This is a genomic window from Methyloprofundus sedimenti (genome assembly GCF_002072955.1).
Classification (GTDB): domain Bacteria; phylum Pseudomonadota; class Gammaproteobacteria; order Methylococcales; family Methylomonadaceae; genus Methyloprofundus; species Methyloprofundus sedimenti.
Genome location: NZ_LPUF01000001.1, coordinates 2,340,944 through 2,359,619 on the forward strand (window position 1 = coordinate 2,340,944; position 18,676 = coordinate 2,359,619).

The following is an 18,676-nucleotide window of genomic DNA, read 5'->3' on the forward strand; positions in this document are numbered from 1 at the left end:
TTTGCACTGCCCATGATCGATAATGCTAATCACCATTCAACGCTTCATCAAACGGCAAACTGCATACTAAAACGTGACGTTGACGACCTACAAATCATTCCATACCTGGCTGTTAAACTATTACGTTTAACAATTGACAATACTGCTCGTGCAGCCGAACTGTCAACATTATTATTAAGCGAACCCTCTCTCGCTGAAAAAGTACTCAGCAGTGTTAATTCAGTCGTGTTTTCACCCAATCAAAAAATAAAATCGATTCAGCATGCAATTAAAATTCTAGGGGATTCAAAGGTAAGACAAATAGCTTTAAACCAGTTAATTTTCAACAAACTGATATATCAAAAAGCTAATTTCGAATTCGAGCAACTTTTTTTTTGGCAACATTGCTTATTTGTCGCGACACTGGCACGCATTATCGCTACCAGCTTAAATCATGATGACCCTGATGTGCTACATAGCGCTGGTTTATTACATGATATAGGCAAAATAATTCTGGAGACACATGCAAAGATCAACTATAGCGCTTTTATCCGACACTGTGAGGGCAATATTGAACCCTCTCCTCAGAGTGAACATGTTTTTTTTGGTTTAAATCATGCTGAAATAGGCCTGGTTTTCTGTCAACAATGGAATATACCAAAACAAATTACTGCAAGTGTTTACTGCCACCATGTTATGCCTGACGATAATAGTCAATTTCTCGATTGTAAACTCGAAATCGCCATCATCAGCCTGGCCGACTACATTGCCAGCTTACAAGGCATAGGCTCAAATACAGTTAAGCAGACGCCTGTATTACATCCTGACGTTTTAGAACAGCTGGATATTAAAAAAATAAATATTCAGAAATTATTGAATACTGCTGATAATGAAATGCAAGATAGTTGCGCGATTTTTAATATAAAATTTCCAAATATCTATAAATTACGGGCCGCTTTAGTTCAATCCGCTATTTTATGCAGTTCACAAAATACACAGTCTAATTTATTAGCAGGTAACATATCAGTAAGCAGTTTGACCATCCCTCACAGAAGCCTTAATCCAGATGAAATAGTGCCTGCTACCCTGGCAGCCATTCAGCAGGATTTTCATTTTGACCGCCTAATCATGTTGAATATAAACCCAAAACAACGTAATTTGGAAACAACATATACCTGGCCGGAATCACTGCATAATAGCTCCTTGCAACATTTTAATATAAAGATAGATATATTACCCAATACTCATTTAAGAAGTTTACGTGAACGTAAAGCTGTGATTATTAGCAACAATCAACCTGAAAATAAAGTTTTCCTTGAGCCTCTCAATATTGATGAATGTTTGTTTTTTCCAATCGTAAGCAATGAGCGACTTGTGGCCCTGCTTTATGCTGATAACCACACTAGTTACCGGTCAATAGAGCCGGAATGCATCAACCATATCGAACCTATTATCCATGAACTAGGTATTGCACTGGCAAATGCACAATGTTTTATGCAGGAAAAAAACAGGGCAGAACTTGATTCACTCACAGGTTTATCAAATAATCGGATGCTAACAGAGCTTATAAACAGCACCTTTAAATTAGGTCTTCAACAACTACGTCACATTGCAGTCGGGTTTATAGACATTGACTATTTCAAAAATTTTAATGATACCTGTGGTCATCAAGTTGGCGATGAAGCACTGGTAATGGTTGCTCAGATCATGCGCTCCCTGACTCGACCAAGTGATTTTATAGGCCGCTATGGTGGAGATGAGTTTGTATTTATCCTGCAAAATACTGACAAGCACGGGGTACACAGCTATGCAGAGAGGATCAGACTGGAAGTTGAGCAACAAGGAAAGATCCTTAGCAGACAGTTTAATGGACATGAAATCACCATAAGCATCGGCGTCAGCCTATATCATCAAGAATTTGATAGCTATGCCAAAATGATTAGTGCTGCTGATTCTGCAATGTATCAAGCAAAGCAGAAAGGTAGGAATTGCGTGGTCGTGATATAGCTCTGTATCTGGTATATTTTTGCTTCCTCAGTAATAGCCTAAACCTTAAATTTTTAGGATAATAGAGTTCAAGAACCTATTTTCTATCACCTTATCAACAAAATAATAATAAGGATAAAACTCATGCTGGATTTTTTGATCAAATATCGGGGGGTATTTGTTGTTCTTTTTGTTCTCCCTGCTTCGATGCTTTTTAAACTGTATATGGGCACCCGAAATCGCCTGGTATTCTGGTTAAATAGCGCCCCGGAAAAACATGCAGATAAAGTAATCAAAGTTCAGCAACAAGTCAAAGACTGGCAACAGAAAACCGGCGGCAATATTCCCATGTGTACAGCTCGTCCTGGATGGCAAACAATGTCCCTGAAACAGGGAAATTATAAAAAAACTCATTTTCAGGTTAATGTCAGCTTAATGGATGTTTTGGAAATTGATGAAGAAAAAGGCACTGTGCGCGTTGAACCTATGGCGAATATGGGGCAAATATCGGCGATGTTAAAGCCTCTAGGCTGGTCTTTGGCTGTAGTTCCTGAATTAGATGCTTTAACTGTCGGAGGATTAATTAACGGTTTTGGCATTGAATCCAGTTCACACAAATATGGTCTATTTCAGCATATTTGTGAAAGTCTGGAAATCGTCACAGCTAATGGCGAATTAGTTAAATGTTCTAAAGAAGAAAATAGTGAACTCTATTATGCGATTCCCTGGTCATATGGTTCTCTTGGTTTTTTAGTCTGTGCGGAAATTAAAATTGTACCGAGTAAAGATTTTGTACATATCACATATATTCCTTATAAGGACAAACAAGTTTTTGTAGCGCGCTTTACTGAAGAATCATTAAAACCCTTTGATGAAGCGTATGATTTCATAGAAGGCTTGATGTATTCTGAACAAGAAGGTGTCTTAATGCTGGGTAACTTTGTCGATAAAGTGCCCGCAGGGGATACCAAAAATGCATTGAATAACTTCTGGAAACCCTGGTTTTATGAGCATGTGCGCAGTATCTTGAAGCAAGACAAAGAACAGGAAGAATATGTGCCATTGCGTCATTATTATCACCGACATACGCGGTCTTTTTTCTGGGAAATGGCTCAAATCATCCCCTTTGGTAACAGCATCTGGTTTCGCTACCTGCTGGGCTGGATGTCACCGCCTGAAATTTCTTTAATAAAACTAACTGAGTCAGCAGCGATTCATGAATTATATGATACCCATCATATGGATCAGGATTTCTTATTACCCATCAGTACTCTGGATAAATCGCTGAGCTACTTTCACCAGGAAGTCGATTTTTATCCTTTATGGCTATGTCCGATGCGTTTATTTGAAACACCTATCCGAGGCATGGTCAACCCATTAGCCAATGAACAAATGTTTGTTGATGTCGGAATTTATGGTGAGCCTAACGTCGCTAATTTTAATGCCAAAGAAACGATGCGCAAACTAGAAGCGTTTATGCGTGATATTGGTGGTTTTCAGGCTCTATATGCCGATACTTATCAGACACGTGAAGAATTGCGCGAAATGTTTGACCATCATTTACTGGATAAATTACGCGAGCAGACCGGTGCCTTAAAAGCTTTTCCTGAGCCTTTTGATAAGGTATCGCGAGCAGCGAGAACTTAATTTTGTATTGATTTTAGAGAGATGCATCAATATAAATTAGGCAAACTAATTCTTTGTGAGCGCGAGCGACTTATCTGCATTTTGCAGGCATACTGTCAGCGCTCATAAAAAGATCAGTGTATTATGCTTAATTTCTTAGAATAAAAAAGTTGAAAAGGGTAACGGAATTACGCCCGACACCTATTTCAGTTGAGTATAACTGAAAAAAACCTCCGCTTTAAGCCCTCTCAAATCCCTACATTCAATAGCAGCTGTGTTATCAGAGTTACTTTCAAGCGCTGGTTATTTATGTGTGGAAGATGCCATTACAACCAAAGTCCAGCCTCGGAAACTAATATCAACGCTCAGTGAAAATGCTATAAACCATAGAGATGCAGGCCAATCAATCCAGATCATTATTCCGAGTAAAATCGAAATTAACCCCGTCAATCTGTTAGCAAAAGGGTTAGGGATTTCTGCAACGGATAACAAAATATTTCGGTATATGCCCTGAGTAAGCATATAACCAACAATCAAAAGGTTCAAATTATTAGCTGCTTCACCTTCGGGACTTAAAAAAACCAAAAAGCCGACCACAACATCTAATATTCCACCCTGCATATTATAGAGAAAACCTTGTGCGGTTTCTGACGCCAAAGCATCGATACAGCGAAAAATACCTACTACTAATACCACTAAACTAATAACAGGAATCCATGAAGCATTTTCACCCAGAAGGTATACATTAGGTGAAATCAGGCTTAATACAGCCATTAAAATGCCAACACAGATCATTACTGTGCCACGGATTTTGAACCACTTGGGCCTTGAAGTATAATGAATGAATTCTGCGTTTATTTTTGACATTATTTACCTATATTGTTTTATTTTCAAAGATTACTCAGGCTGATAAGTACAGAACCATCTTTTTCATAATGACCATTTTCGATGAGCTCTCTCGCTGCGTCCTGAATTACTTCTCTATGAAGATTAACTGATTGCATAGCGTTATCTTCAGTAGCGCCATATTTATTATGCAAAATTTTCAGGGGAATTCTGCAAAGTATCCTTTTTTTATCTAAAGTTGCTGCAATTGTAGCAACTTTAGTTGTGGCGTTCCAGCTCTCAAGTTTAGGAAAAGAAATCATAGTTTCTTCTCAATCAGGGAGCCCTGAGATGCCGCAAATTTTTTACTTTTATTTATTATACCGTTCATTTTCATTTGTATAGCTCCTTAAAAATAGATAGATATGTATCGTTCTAATCAGTCAATCCTGCTCCACTTTAAATACTCTCTTTGCCCAATTTATTGAGAATGTAATAACGTGAGTCTAATTTGTCATTGTAAATTTCACCAACGATCAATGTAGTATCTAGTGTCTGATGCTGATGCACTATAATCTGGAATTCTATTGGTAATGTATGCTGAAAATGAGGGCTTTTCTGGTTTAATTTTAACTAGCCTATACATTGCTAGAGCCTGATGTATATTTTTTGTAAAACTCAGGAAGGATTGCTTCCATACCAGGTTTTAGTTCATTTAAGATAGCTGTGCAAGCTACTTCCCTGTCATCAAAATGAATCATTTCTGGCTTTAGAACCTGATAAATTTCATGTTCTTTTCCAGCTAGAAGTACAACATCATTATCTTGTGCATCATTAATAATAAATTCTATTGCCTTTGCTCTATTTTGAATCATCACATAGTGATCGAAATTCGAGCCTATCCCCGATTTGATTTCACCCATAATTAGCTGGCTATCTTCCATGCTGCAGTTATCTTCTGTGATTACCAAGAAATCTGCAATATTACCGGCTATCTTTCCCATTTTGGCGCGCTGTCCAGGATCTCGATTTCCACTACAACCTAAAAGTACTAATAGCCGCCCTTGTTGATTTAGAGCAATATTTTTCAGCGTTTTTAACACATTATCAAGACTATCAGGTGTATGTGCATAATCAACTAAGACCGTGAAGGCTTGCCCTGCATCAACAGCTTCTAAGCAACCTCTAGGTGGAGAACAGGAAGATAAAGTTTCCTGAATAATCTTTTCGGAAATATTAATATGCCGAAGTATATTCATTGCTGCCTTAATGTTTAAAAGATTAAAGTGCCCTAAAAGCTTAGTTGTAAAATATATCGGTTCTTTTTTAAAGTGTTGTGGATAAATTGTATGTGCAGTGCCGTCACGCATAAAGCCTAACTTTGTCTGTTGATATGTGGCAAACGTTTTCTGGTAATCCAGATGATCTTCAGTAATATTAGTCAGTAATTTGATATTAAAATCAATATTTAAAATTCTGTCTTGGTCGATTTGTTCAGAAGATACTTCCATAATAAAATGAGTTCCCCCTTGTTCTAGGTATTCCCTCATTTGCTTTACAATATCAACTGATTCTGGTGTGGATAGGTCTTTATTGCCCGAGTTCAATGCACCTAATATAAAAGGTTTGTATCCTGCTGATTTTAGGACTTCTCCAATTAAGTACGAAACGGATGTTTTTCCGCTAGTTCCGGTAATGCCAATAACATAAAGATCCTTTGAAGGATGACTGCCAGGATCTAACTTTATGGATGTCGAGCCTTTAGTAATATGAACTTTGCTTTGATGACCTTTCAACGAAAGTCTTTCACGCTTTGAAGGTAGCTGGGAATCAAAATTATAATCACAATTTAGCTTAATCAGCTCTGAAGAAGATTGAGCTTTTTTATATGAGATATGTGGGCTTTTAGATACACGAGTTTCAGGTGTACGGGCTGTTTTTTCAGTCTCTTTTTTTACATGGTTATAAGACTGTTTTAAATTATGTGTTTCAAGGTTTTTAATTGAGTAGCCTCTTATTGTTTTTTTGAATATGAAATTATAAATTTCAGATTGCTAGCTTTAGCTGCCATGATAGTTTTTTAACTATTATCAGTTATGATGCTGCCTTTATGGCACTCTTTTAGCTGAAAAGTTCCTGGAGAGACGAGTGGCAAAATTTTAAACTACCTATTTTTTAAGTTCCGGTGTCTACATTGTTGTAGCGTAATCACACCACTCCCGTATTTAGTTAAATGCATAACAATTAACGTTTATAGCGGAGAATTTGCCCGCGAAATGGCTCTGTTAGATATTCTGTGTTCTCAGGCTTACCTTGGCTATGCGAATAACCCAAAGTTATCATTTTTTTACTGAATCGAGCATGATAACTACGTCCAGGATCGACAATGATTACTTCACAATGCGGTTTTGCGTGCAGATTAATGAAACCGGATAATAGATCAACATGATCGCCTTCATACAGTAAATCACTACCAACAATTAGATCAAACTTGCCTAAACCGCTCTTTTTATCACCCCATCCAGTGCGCACGAAAGGTATGGTTTTAGCTTTATTGAGTAGCGTATTTTCCAGCAAAAACTGTTCAGCTTCCGGATGATAGTCTGTAGCAGTAATATTTGCCAGGCGATGGTTCAGCATTAAACTTGTCAAACCGATCCCACAACCGACTTCCAAAATACGTTTTCCTGCAATTTTATAATCAAACAGGAGATGAGCAAGCACTTCACTCGATTGCCAGACAACACCGAATAATGACCAGATGGCTGATGATATGCCAAGTTTTTTGGCAATATCATCAACATCGAGATATTGTTGTTTATCTCGTAACGTTCGCAGATGAATATCGACATCACCAAATTCAATTGTTTGATAACAAACTCGTAACAAAGACATTAATTGTACACTCTTAAAAACATGCGGCTAGTAATCCGACGCGGGCAGTTCACACTGATCATTTAACTGAGCATAAGGTGGATTGCAGTCCCAATCATGTCCGGAATAATCGATATGAGCATTCTTCGGAACTATCAAGGGAACGCACATATCTTTTCTCGCCAAATATCCTCGTTCGCATTCCCACCCATCACCATAAATAGAATGCACGAAATACCCGTGCTCAGGTATCTTTACTGCAACGCAAGTTTTATTCTGAGATTTGAAACCACGATCACATTGCCAATCATAGCCATTAGAATTCAAATAGGCATGGGCAGGTATCATAATAACAACGCAAATTTTATCGTCCTTTCGGTAGCCCCGGTTACATTTCCAGCCATCTCCAAAAGGTGAATTTGTCAGGTACGCATTATCAGGCACCTTAATAGCATCGCAAATATTACCATTTTGTTGATATCCAGATTTACATTCCCATCCGCTCCCATAGGTTTGGGCATGAGCATTTTCAGGCATCACTTCATTATTGACTTTTGCAAATACAAGACTAGGGATACTAGTCGTAAGCATCAAAAGAATCAAAAGCTGAACTACATTGTCATTTGATGGTTGCTTTCCACTCATGAATAATTCCTTCTTGTAATCGTTGTATGCAACTAAATTTCATTGCTGGCATATTCGATAGTGTGAAAGTCGCTTGTTACAGATCAACTATAGCAAAGGTATCTGACGACAGAGATTCAATGAGGGGGAGGGAGTAAAGAGTGTTACTAGAATAAAATCTTTACCAGCCGTGCGCTATTGCAACTGTTCTTTGCGGGCCAGCCCGGTCATGGATTTATTTTACTATACACCTAATTGGGTAATTTAGATATTTATAATATCTTCCCGATTTTTTCAAGCATAAATTAAACTCAAGTTTCGAATAAGTAATATTAAACTTATATTAACCTACGGTTTAGGAGGAAGCGTAATCCAGGGGCTTTTACTACAAAAAAATTGAATGATTTCTATCTTATACTGGTCAGTTGTAAGTCCTGTCCAATGAGGACTTACAACTATCAATGTGGTGTCAATTTTAAAATAAGCGAAAACATAAAACTTTTTGAATTATTTTAAATTTTACTCATTGGAAGTAGTGGTATTAGAACCAGAGTTATTTATTCTAAGAGAAGTAGGCCATCAACTGCTTATCAAGTAACATGATTCCGCTCAATAAAGTCTGTACTTTGGGTATGCCGACACTTTGGTTGGCTGGTCTTCTTTTTAGAAGAGTATCTCCGGGTTATAAAATAGTGAGAACTTAATCCTTATAGGAACGGGGGTTTAATAATACCCGAAAGTATGGCGCAGGATTTTAGCTTCACAGGTGTGTTAGGAAAGCAGGCGCATAGCAGGCTACGCAAATGGTTTTCTAGCGCGGCTGTGGAGTCAAAAGGCAATTCAGACTCGGGCATTATTGAATTCTCGTTCCTTAGTGTCGACTGTGTGGATAGCGAGCTAACAGTTTGGCAAAGCCCTACCAACACTAGCTGGCCTGCTTTCCTGTTCAATTCAGCAAATTGAGAAAACGTCCAGTATCTGACCTTTCCACCTACACTTTATTGATGCTTTGGAAGCGGTCTTCACTACGTTGAATTAAAAATGCTAAACCTGTTTTACCGTATTGGAAAAAAAGAGCTATGCTACCTACAACAAATACGGTAACACGGCCTGCAAATCCGGGCTATCAACAAATATATCCGCTTGATCCCGGACAATTTTACGCGCTACCACCCCGCCAAAACCTATACAAAAAGCACCCGCTTTTTTGGCTTCCATATCGGTATTGCCATCACCTACAATAGCTAGATTTAAACCTGTCTTATTTAATTGGGCACAAACTTCAGCTTTTCCGCCATTCCTCGCTAAAGGAGATAGTTGATCGAAGTCTAAATAATCGCCATTGCAAGCGAATAAAACTTCAACTGCATGTACGTGGCTGGCATCAATATTTAATTTTGCTGCTAATGGCAAAATTGCCTGTTTTAACCCCCCACTAATGATATGTACCTGTTTACCCTGCTGGTGTAATTTCTGAAAGACTTCTGCTACACCCTGAACCATTTTTTCGATATATAAATCAGCCAGCCAATCGATCCCTTTCTTATCAGGCTTGATCAACGCCAAGCGCTGCGCATAAATCGATTCTAAAGAAACTTCACCATTCATGGCAGCATTGGTTAATGCAGCCATTTCAGTACCACAGCCAGCACGTTCAGCTAAAACATCAATGCCCTCTATCTCACTTAAAGTACTGTCACAATCAAAACAAATAATATCAAAACTCATCTTAGGCCCATTTAAAAAAACTCTGTACAGCAGGCTTTAGCCTACTGTGATTAATTTGAAATAGCAGAATAATAACCACTCTACTAAGGTTATAGCTCTATTTGTATCACTGCTTTTACAGCGCCTACCTGACACAGCTCTTGTAACACCGATTCATCTAATTTCTCAGAAACACTGATCACAGCCATTGCATTCTGACCATCTTCAGCGACACCGACCTGCATACGTGAGATATTAACATTAGCTTTACCTAGTACCGTGCTAATTGCAGCAATAACGCCAGGCTTATCTGCATGTTGCGTCACTAGTAAAACACCCTCTGGAATTACTTCGATTTCATACTCATTAATATTCACCAAGCGTGGATGTTTATCGCCTAATAACGTTCCAACCAAACTAATTTCTTCATCTCCGTAAAAAGCGGTCAATTTAACTAATGCCAGATAACCTGAAATCTTTTCAGTTTTTGATTCTGTTAAGGTAATACCCTGCCGTTTGGCGATATTTTCTGCATTGACACTGTTAACTGGTGTAGAAACATGGCTTTCTAACAAGCCCACTAAAGCTGCAACTGAAACTGAGCGCGCTTCTGCTTCTGTAGCTTTCCCCAAAAGAGAGACTTTAATGCCCTCTATAGGTTTAGTGGCTAAACCAGCCAGCACTTTACCAAGCCTGGTTGCTAAACCCATGAATGGTTGAGATTTTCTGAGTTTTTCGGCAGAAAGACGGGGTAAATTCAAAGCATTAATTGCTTCCCCGGTTTTTAAAAAGGTCACTGCCTGACGGGCGATTTCAACACTCACTGCCACTTGTGCTTCTCTGGTAGATGCACCTAAATGCGGCGTAAAAACGATGTTATCTAATGCTAATAATGGTGAATCTTTGGGTGGCTCGTGTTCATAGACATCAAGCGCTGCACCCGCAATATCTCCATTTTTAAGAGCATCGTATAATGCTGATTCATCAATGAGTCCACCACGGGCACAGTTAATAATCATGGCTGATTTTTTCATCATTGTCAGTTGCTTTCGACCAATAACTCCACGTGTTTTTTCTAATAGAGGGCAATGTAATGTTAAATAGTCTGCCTGTTGCACTAACTCCTCTAAGCCAACCGATTCGGCACCGCAATCAGCAAAAATATCGGGCGCTACAAATGGATCATAAGCAATGACGCGCATATTCAGCCCTGCTCCACGCTGTGCGACAATACGCCCAATCGTACCAAAGCCTAGAATAGCCAAAGTCTTATGTGAAACTTCCGAACCCACTAATGTAGATCTTTCCCATTTTCCTTCACGTATCGATTTATCAGCTTTAGGTAAATTGCGACTCAGGGAAAACATGTGCGCAATAGCCAGTTCAGCTGTGGTAGTCGCATTTGCATCTGGTGTATTCATGACAATAACCCCCTGCTCTGTTGCAGCGGGTATATCAACATTATCCACACCTATTCCGGCACGTCCGACTAATTTAAGGTTTTTTCCGGCACGTAGCACTTCATCGGTAACTTTAGTATCACTGCGGATTAATAAAGCGTCATAATCAACAATCGTCTCGCACAATTGCTCATGACTCATACCAGTATCAATATGAACTTGTATGCCTTCTTGTTCAATTAAGAAGTTAACCCCTGCGTCAGCTAATTTATCGGATATAAGAATTTTTTTCATATTAAACGCGTTTCTCGAATTAAGTACACTAAATAAGCTATTATTTTACCTGCTTTGCTATAATCTCATGAACTAAATTAATTAACTGTCATGCTTGAATTTAACAAATCGCTTTTATCGGCTCATCTCTGGAAGCATCGACTGGTTTTTTGGCTTGGTGCTATTTTTATAGGCTTATTAATTGCCGCCATGACTTTACTCAGCGAATGGGCGTCCGAGTTTTTTCGCAAGACCTCTGTGAGTTATCCCTGGTTTCAGTTTGTCACTCCTCCTGTAGGACTTGCGCTGATTGCCTGGATAACTTTTCGCTTTTTTCCGGGCAGTCAGGGCAGTGGTATTCCTCAGATTAAAACAGCGCTGGAAATCCCCTATACTTTAAGTGAACGTAAAAAACTGGTTTCTCTCCGTATCGCGTTCGGCAAAGCTTTTTTACCTATTTTGGGATTATTATCAGGCGCATCAGTCGGATTTGGCGGCCCTGCCGTCCATGTTGGTGCATCGCTAATGTCGTCTTTGGGTAAATTAGCTAACTTTCCTTCTCTGTATATGAGTAAGGGTCTATTATTAGCAGGTAGCGCTGCTGGCTTTGCGGCAATGTTTAGCGCCCCTTTAGCAGGAATTCTGTTCGCTATTGAAGAAATGGGACGCACACTGGAAGAGCGCATTAGCACTTTAGTGCTGACAGCGATTATTTTTTCCGGGGTAACAGCTTATTCAATTCTGCATCACACGATTTTTTTTACCGATAATACCTTAGATTTTCCTCTGGATAAAGAGTGGTTAGCCATTCCATTCTGCGGGGTTATCGGCGGTCTGTTAGGCGCAATATTTAGCCGTATTATCGTTAGCGGTTACCATAAATTAAAGAAGCTACAGCTTCCTATTGTGCTAGTTGCCTTTGTCAGCGGCTGTATTATTGCCTTGTTTGGTTATTTATCTCAAGGCGAAACATTTGGTACCGGCTACCAAATGGCTAAAAATATTATCTACAGTTCGGCATCAATTGATCCCATGTTACCGGTGTATAAAATGTTATCAACTTGTGCAACATTTTTTAGTGGCATTCCCGGCGGTATCTTTGTCCCTTCCATCGCCACTGGCGCTGCCTTTGGCGCCAATCTGGCACACTGGTTTCCTATTGCCCCGACGCAAGTCATGATTTTACTGACTATAACTGCTTATTTTGCCGGCATGTTACAGTCCCCTCTCACTTCATTTGCACTGATACTGGATATCACACATAGCCATGAAATTTCCATCCCCATCATTGCGGCAGCTTTTATTGCCTCGGGTGTTGCAAAACTGATTAATCCCCGGCCGCTTTATAGAGAGCTATGTGATGCTTTTCAACAATATCCAGTACCTGTAGCGACTACTGAAAAAGAAAATGTCCCGCAAGCAGAAAAATAAAATCTATATTCTGGCTTTGCTGTTTATCCTCAGCGGCCTTGCGCTGTATAGCTTTTACCCAGGTATTAAAATGGCGCCTGATGTCAGCTTTAAAACCATTAGCAATAAGCAGATACAGTTAAATCAACTACAGGGCAAAGTCTTGCTCATTAGCTTCTGGGCAAGTAATTGTCCTAGTTGCCTCAAGGAAATCCCCGATATTATAAGTCTATATCAGGAGTATCATCAGCGTGGTTTAGAAATTATTGCCATCGCTATGTATTACGACCGTCCGAATTATGTGGTTGAAACCCGTAAAAACTATCAAATTCCTTATGACATAGCGCTAGATTCAAGCATGGATTTAGCGACAGCTTTCGGTAATGTCGCGCTCACACCGACTACTTTTTTGCTTAGCCCACAAGGAGAGATCATCTATCAGATCACCGGCTCTTTTGATTTGCAAGCGATGCAAACACGTATTCAAACTTTATTAACTCAACAAGGAAATTAACAATGCTCTGGTTAAAAGCTTTTCATCTTATTTTTATGGTCACCTGGTTTGCAGGATTGTTTTATCTGCCTAGACTTTATGTCTATCATGCCATGAGTGAGGATAGCATCAGTAACGAACGTTTTAAAATCATGGAGCGTAAATTGTTCTATGGCATTATGACACCAGGAATGATAATTACCTTTATCTTTGGTATCTGGATGCTGATTGATTACGCCTGGGGCATGTATTCCTCTATGGGCTGGTTACATGTCAAACTCACCTTATTAGTGGGCCTGGTTGTTTATCATTATTACTGTTATCTTTATTTACAGGATTTTAAATTCGACCGCAACCAGCGCAGTCATGTTTTCTACCGCTGGTTTAATGAAATCCCAGTGTTATTTTTACTGGCAATTATTATATTAGCTGTAGTTAAACCGTTCTAAGCGTTGGTAACGTAAGCTTGCCCCTGATAACTCCTGGCTAACGCATCATATAATGCACAATAGCCAGGATAATCAACTGAATGAAGGTCAAAAGCCAAAAATAAAGTACAAACAGTGCCCACTTGACCTGCTTTGATTTATTTACACCTTTAAATCTGACTAACAACCAGCCACCAATAGTGCCTACGCACAACATAACAAAGCCAATCAAAGCATAGTTCATCAATAATCCTTAATGGGTGCAGGAGCCAACACTTGTCGTGAACCGCTGCCTTCAGCAGGACTCACTACACCGGCCATTTCCATCGCCTCTATCATCGTTGCTGCGCGGTTATACCCGACTTTAAAGCGTCTTTGCACACTGGAAATGGATGCTTTTCGAGATTCAGTGACAAATGCGACTGCTTGGTCATATAAATCATCTTTTTCTGAATCAATTGCTTCTTGTCCCGAAACAAAAGAGCCGTCATGACTTTCAGAATATTCCTGAGTGATTTCCTGTAAATAATTGACCGGTGCGGTTTTTTTCAAAAATTCAACCACATGATGTACTTCATGATCATCCACAAAGGCACCGTGAGCACGAATGGGAATGTTTGTTCCTGACGGCATAAACAGCATATCGCCATTACCTAACAAAAATTCTGCTCCTCCCTGGTCTAACACTGTTCTTGAGTCGATACGTGAAGACACTTGAAAAGAAATCCGCGAGGGCACATTCGCTTTAATCAAGCCAGTTAACACATCAACTGACGGACGTTGCGTGGCTAAAATTAAATGAATACCTGCAGCACGTGCCTTTTGCGCTAATCGGGCAATCAATTCTTCAACCTTTTTGCCTACAATCATCATCATATCCGCTAACTCATCAATGACAATCACAATGCTGGGCAAAGTACTTAGTGTAGGTATACTTTCTCCTTCAGCTAATCCTGTATCGTAGCTGTACATAGGATCTTTAATCGGTTCACCATTTTTTTCAGCTTCACTCACCAAATGATTAAAGCCCGCCAGATTTCTCACCCCGACTTTAGACATCAGCTTATATCGTCGCTCCATTTCAGCCACTGCCCAGCGCAGTGCATTGGCTGCATCTTTCATATCGGTAACGACCGGGGTTAATAAATGCGGTATCCCCTCATAAACGGATAGTTCCAGCATTTTTGGGTCGATCATTATCATCCTGACTTCATCAGGTGTCGCTTTATACAACATGCTTAAAATCATCGTATTAATGGCAACCGATTTACCCGACCCTGTTGTACCTGCCACTAAAAGGTGTGGCATTTTTGCCAAATCAGCAACGACGGGACTACCGGCAATGTCTTTACCTAATAACAAAGTCAGCGGAGATTTTGATTTAATAAATTTTGATGATTCCAGCCCTTTTCTAAACGACACCATCTCTCGTTGCTGATTAGGTATTTCCAGGCCAATAACGGACTTACCCGCAATGACTTCGACAATTCTAACGCTGGTGACCGATAAGGCACGCGCAAGATCTTTGGCCAGCCCAGAAATCCGACTCACTTTTACGCCTGCTGCCGGTTGCATTTCAAAACGAGTAATCACGGGCCCGGGTAAAACCCCCGTCACTTCTACAATAACATTAAAATCTTGCAAAGATTGCTCAACCAGACGGGACATATCTTCCAGTTCCTCGGCTGAGTAACCTTGCACATTAACCTCTCTTAAATCCAGTAATTCGGTATCTGGCAATGTACCTGGGCTTATATCCTGAAATAAATCAGTTTGTAATTTTTTAGTAACAACGGGTTTAGCAACGGCGGTGGCACTGCTCTCCAGCTCAACACTGTCAAGAAAATTAATGACTGGTGTTATCTTTGCTGTTGCCAAAGGGGGTTTTGCTACCGATTTTGCTGCTTCCTGTACTTGCCTTGGAAGTCCCTTTTCTGGTTCTCTTATTCCAGTATTTTCATCTGTCCCGGGATTCGTACGTGTAAACAGCACTGTTAATTTTTTATAGCATAAAGACATAAAAAATAGCGTATTTTTACCCACCGCTTCCATAAGTCTCAGCCATGAAATATGGGTATATAAGGTTATACCAGAAAAAAATACGGCTATCAGTAATAAAGTCGCGCCAGAATTACCAAAAGTAATGACCGAGGCTTCACCTAATTCTTGACCAATGATACCCCCACTGTTTCTAGGCAGTTCAATTTGACAGCGTAAAATATGCAAATAACAGAACGTACTGGCAGAAATAATGGCCGCTATCAGGCCAATCCAGCGTATAGATTTCATCAAACCGACAGTATCGATCACTTTTCCGGTAAAAAACAAATACCCCTGCCAAAAAATAATGACAGGAAAACTAAAAGCAACCACCCCAAAAAAACTGAACGAAAAATCTGCCAACCAGGCACCTACCATACCACCAGCGTTTTGAATCGCCATTTTCGAGCCACTATGCGACCAGCCAGCATCTTCATGACTAAAAGAAATAAGTGATATTAAATAAAAAAGAGCGACTACGATAAAACCGAACAAAGCAATTTCACGTAAGCCTCTAACCGATCTTTCTTCCATTACCGCCGCCATCATTACACCTAACTTCATAAAAAACAAAACTATAGGCCAATCATTACATAAAACACATGAAATAAAAAGGGCTAATCTTGAATTTTTGATGCTCCACAAGGCTAGAAAATAGTTTCTTATAATAAATATCTCTATATCTGATAGAGGTCATCATTTTGCAATTGTGGTAATATCCTATTTCTTAAAATTATAATAATCTGGAGGATCGTATGTCCAAAATTCGTTCTATTGTTTCCGCTATAGCGCTCGCTAGCTCTGTTTCAGTCGCTTCTGCATGGGAAGCTCTGCCAACTACAGCACCGGCACCGGCAAATAACCCGACAACAGCTGAAAAAGTTGAGTTAGGTCGTATTCTATATCACGACCCTAGACTTTCTTCTACCGGCACTGTGTCATGTGCATCATGTCATAACACTATGTTGGGCGGTGAAGATAACCGACCTAATTCTATGGGTGTTAATGGTCAAACCGGTGGGCGTAGCGCACCCACTGTGTGGAACTCGGCATTTAATGAAGTGCAATTCTGGGATGGCCGAGCTGCCAGCCTGGAAGATCAAGCTGCAGGTCCGGTGACTAACCCGATAGAAATGGGTATGAAAAACTGGGATGATGTTGTTGCCCGCTTGAAATCCATAGACGGTTATCAACCCTATTTTGAAAAAGCCTTTGGTAAAAACTCTATTTCTAAAGACAATGCGACGAAAGCCATTGCTGCTTACGAAAGAACGTTAATTACCCCTAACAGTGCTTATGACAAGTTTGCCAAAGGTGATAAAAAAGCCTTATCAGAACAGCAAATACGGGGATTTAATAAAGTAGTTGAACTGGGTTGTACTGGCTGCCATAGCGGCCCTGCTTTTAATGGTCCTGGAACATTCCAGAAATTCCCCGTTACCAGCAACCCTTATTTAGAGAAAAAATATCAATTTAGCAAGGATAAAGGGCTTTTTGAAGTCACAGGCAAAAGTGGCGATGAACATTTATTCAAAGTACCGACACTACGAAATATTGCTTTAACAGCACCTTATTTTCATAATGGTTCGGTTAAAACACTAGAAAGCGCAGTTAAAATCATGGCTAAATTACAATTAGGTGCAACACTAAACGATGCTGAAGCAGCCGATATTGTTGCCTTTTTAAATGGCTTAACCGGTGAATTTCCTAAACAGGAAATGCCTGTTTTACCTGGTACACCGGGAACATCGTTTTACTAATCGAAAGTCAACACGACTGCCAGTTTTGTTAACTGGCAGTCACCCTTCACGATATTCTTCTTTTAAACCAGAAGTGCCAAAGATCTTAACTATTACCTATTACTAGTAAATAATGATCAGTAATTATTTTGTCTGAATAGTCTAGAAAATCAGGATCAAGAAAACTTACAAATCAGATATTTGTCAATGATCGCGAATTCAAGCAATTAATGCAACACCCTGTGATTTATTTATATCAACCCTCGTTATTTGGCAAAATACTTCCCATGGAGTTCTGTAATTTAACCCTTTTCTTGGACGATGATTAAGTGCTGTAATTGCACTATCAACCTCATCTTGAGTTACCTTATCCAAAGGTTCTTTTTTAGGGAAGTATTGCCTTAATAAGCCATTGTGGTTTTCATTTAAACCTCGTTGCCACGAATGATACGGTTTGGCAAAATAAGTGCCGCAGTCGAGTGTTTTTGCAATGGCTTCATGCCTACAAAACTCACGTCCATTATCAAAGGTAATCGTGTGAACCCAACGTTTAAAAGGCTCAAGAGCATTGATAATCGCCTCTTTCGTTAATTCAGATTCTTTACGCTCAATTGAGATGGCGAAGTTGAGCTTTGAGACCCGTTCAGTCAGCGTCACCAATACGCCTTTATGTCCTTTACCGATAACAGTATCTGCTTCCCAATCACCTAAACGCGTTTTATCATCAACCACTTTTGGTCGCTCATCAATATCAACACGGCTGGGTATCGTTCCGCGATAATCATTTTTTCCATATCGCTTACGATAAGGTTTGGCTTGATGCCTCAAATAAGTATACAAATCGCCACCGGCTGCTTTGTTAGCTAAAATATAACGGTAAATAGTCTCATGACTGACGGAGTCCTTACCTTGTTGTTTTAAGCGTCCTGAAATACAGTCAGGACTCCATTTCTCTTTGATTAAAGGCGTTATTATCTGTTGTAACTCAGCCGTCATCTTGATGTTTTTGGGCTTATCAATATGGCGTTGTTTAGCTATTCTCTCAGCTTGCTTGTAACGATAACCACACTGACCTGTATTACACGTAATTTCACGTCCAATAGTCGATTTATGACGCCCCAATGTGATGGCTATTTGATTCTTAGAAACGCCTTGTTTTAGTTGCGTATAAATGTAAAATCTTTCCTCTTGGGTTAGATGGTTAAACGTGTTCATTGAGCACCTCTTTTTAGTTTCAGGTTTTAGTCGACGGAAACTATACCATCTAACCCT

Annotated in this window: 16 protein-coding genes; 6 read left to right on the forward strand and 10 right to left on the reverse strand. The window is 39.6% G+C overall.

Annotated features, from left to right (window positions below; all coding sequences use genetic code 11):
* Positions 1–12 precede the first annotated feature (12 nt).
* Complete coding sequence (locus tag AU255_RS10375; RefSeq protein ID WP_080522798.1) at positions 13–1,986, forward strand: diguanylate cyclase; 1,974 nt, start codon at positions 13–15, stop codon at positions 1,984–1,986.
* Between the two features lie 123 nt (positions 1,987–2,109).
* Entirely contained in the window at positions 2,110–3,612 is a 1,503-nt protein-coding gene (locus AU255_RS10380) for an FAD-binding oxidoreductase (RefSeq protein ID WP_080522799.1), read from the forward strand.
* A 282-nt stretch (positions 3,613–3,894) separates the two neighbouring features.
* On the opposite strand, the gene AU255_RS10385 is transcribed toward AU255_RS10380, so the two are convergent.
* The 7 genes from AU255_RS10385 to serA form a co-directional block, all read right to left on the reverse strand.
* Complete coding sequence (locus AU255_RS10385) at positions 3,895–4,458, reverse strand: hypothetical protein (protein ID WP_080522800.1); 564 nt, start codon at positions 4,456–4,458, stop codon at positions 3,895–3,897.
* 23 nt (positions 4,459–4,481) lie between these two features.
* On the reverse strand, positions 4,482–4,739 hold the full coding sequence (locus tag AU255_RS10390; protein WP_080522801.1) for a DUF1488 family protein: 258 nt from the start codon (positions 4,737–4,739) through the stop codon (positions 4,482–4,484).
* A 315-nt stretch (positions 4,740–5,054) separates the two neighbouring features.
* Entirely contained in the window at positions 5,055–6,212 is a 1,158-nt protein-coding gene (locus AU255_RS10395; protein ID WP_080522802.1) for a Mur ligase family protein, read from the reverse strand.
* Positions 6,213–6,660: 448 nt separating this feature from the next.
* The gene (locus tag AU255_RS10400) at positions 6,661–7,311 is read right to left on the reverse strand and encodes a class I SAM-dependent methyltransferase (RefSeq protein ID WP_080522803.1); all 651 of its coding nucleotides are present in this window, start codon (positions 7,309–7,311) and stop codon (positions 6,661–6,663) included.
* 27 nt (positions 7,312–7,338) lie between these two features.
* Entirely contained in the window at positions 7,339–7,935 is a 597-nt protein-coding gene (locus AU255_RS10405) for a hypothetical protein (RefSeq protein WP_080522804.1), read from the reverse strand.
* A 1,065-nt stretch (positions 7,936–9,000) separates the two neighbouring features.
* Positions 9,001–9,642 carry an HAD-IB family phosphatase gene (locus tag AU255_RS10415; protein ID WP_080522806.1) on the reverse strand — a complete coding sequence of 214 codons (642 nt, stop codon included), beginning with the start codon at positions 9,640–9,642 and terminating at the stop codon, positions 9,001–9,003.
* Positions 9,643–9,731: 89 nt separating this feature from the next.
* On the reverse strand, positions 9,732–11,315 hold the full coding sequence (serA, locus tag AU255_RS10420) for a phosphoglycerate dehydrogenase (RefSeq protein ID WP_080522807.1): 1,584 nt from the start codon (positions 11,313–11,315) through the stop codon (positions 9,732–9,734).
* A 90-nt stretch (positions 11,316–11,405) separates the two neighbouring features.
* On the opposite strand from serA, the gene AU255_RS10425 reads away from it, so the two are divergent.
* From AU255_RS10425 to hemJ, 3 genes are read left to right on the forward strand one after another with little or no spacing between them, the layout of a single operon-like run.
* Positions 11,406–12,725, forward strand: a complete 1,320-nt coding sequence (locus AU255_RS10425) for a chloride channel protein (RefSeq protein WP_080522808.1) — start codon at positions 11,406–11,408, stop codon at positions 12,723–12,725.
* Positions 12,703–13,218 (forward strand): TlpA disulfide reductase family protein, encoded by a 516-nt coding sequence (locus AU255_RS10430; protein ID WP_080522809.1) that lies wholly within the window; start codon positions 12,703–12,705, stop codon positions 13,216–13,218. The genes AU255_RS10425 and AU255_RS10430 overlap by 23 nt, the downstream gene beginning before the upstream one ends.
* A gap of 2 nt (positions 13,219–13,220) precedes the next feature.
* Positions 13,221–13,646, forward strand: coding sequence for a protoporphyrinogen oxidase HemJ (hemJ, locus tag AU255_RS10435; RefSeq protein ID WP_080522810.1), 426 nt, complete (start codon positions 13,221–13,223; stop codon positions 13,644–13,646).
* Positions 13,647–13,683: 37 nt separating this feature from the next.
* On the opposite strand, the gene AU255_RS10440 is transcribed toward hemJ, so the two are convergent.
* Together AU255_RS10440 and AU255_RS10445 are read right to left on the reverse strand one after the other, a co-directional pair.
* Positions 13,684–13,869 (reverse strand): hypothetical protein, encoded by a 186-nt coding sequence (locus AU255_RS10440; RefSeq protein WP_080522811.1) that lies wholly within the window; start codon positions 13,867–13,869, stop codon positions 13,684–13,686.
* The gene (locus AU255_RS10445) at positions 13,869–16,229 is read right to left on the reverse strand and encodes a DNA translocase FtsK (RefSeq protein ID WP_233144613.1); all 2,361 of its coding nucleotides are present in this window, start codon (positions 16,227–16,229) and stop codon (positions 13,869–13,871) included. Before AU255_RS10445 ends, AU255_RS10440 begins: the two co-directional genes overlap by 1 nt.
* Positions 16,230–16,420: 191 nt before the next feature.
* On the opposite strand from AU255_RS10445, the gene AU255_RS10450 reads away from it, so the two are divergent.
* Positions 16,421–17,425, forward strand: coding sequence for a cytochrome-c peroxidase (locus AU255_RS10450; protein ID WP_080522813.1), 1,005 nt, complete (start codon positions 16,421–16,423; stop codon positions 17,423–17,425).
* A gap of 198 nt (positions 17,426–17,623) precedes the next feature.
* Here AU255_RS10450 and AU255_RS10455 read toward each other — a convergent pair whose 3' ends face one another.
* A complete protein-coding gene (locus AU255_RS10455) occupies positions 17,624–18,619 on the reverse strand; it encodes an IS30 family transposase (protein WP_080522814.1) in 996 nt (331 codons plus the stop codon).
* Between the last annotated feature and the right edge of the window lie 57 nt (positions 18,620–18,676).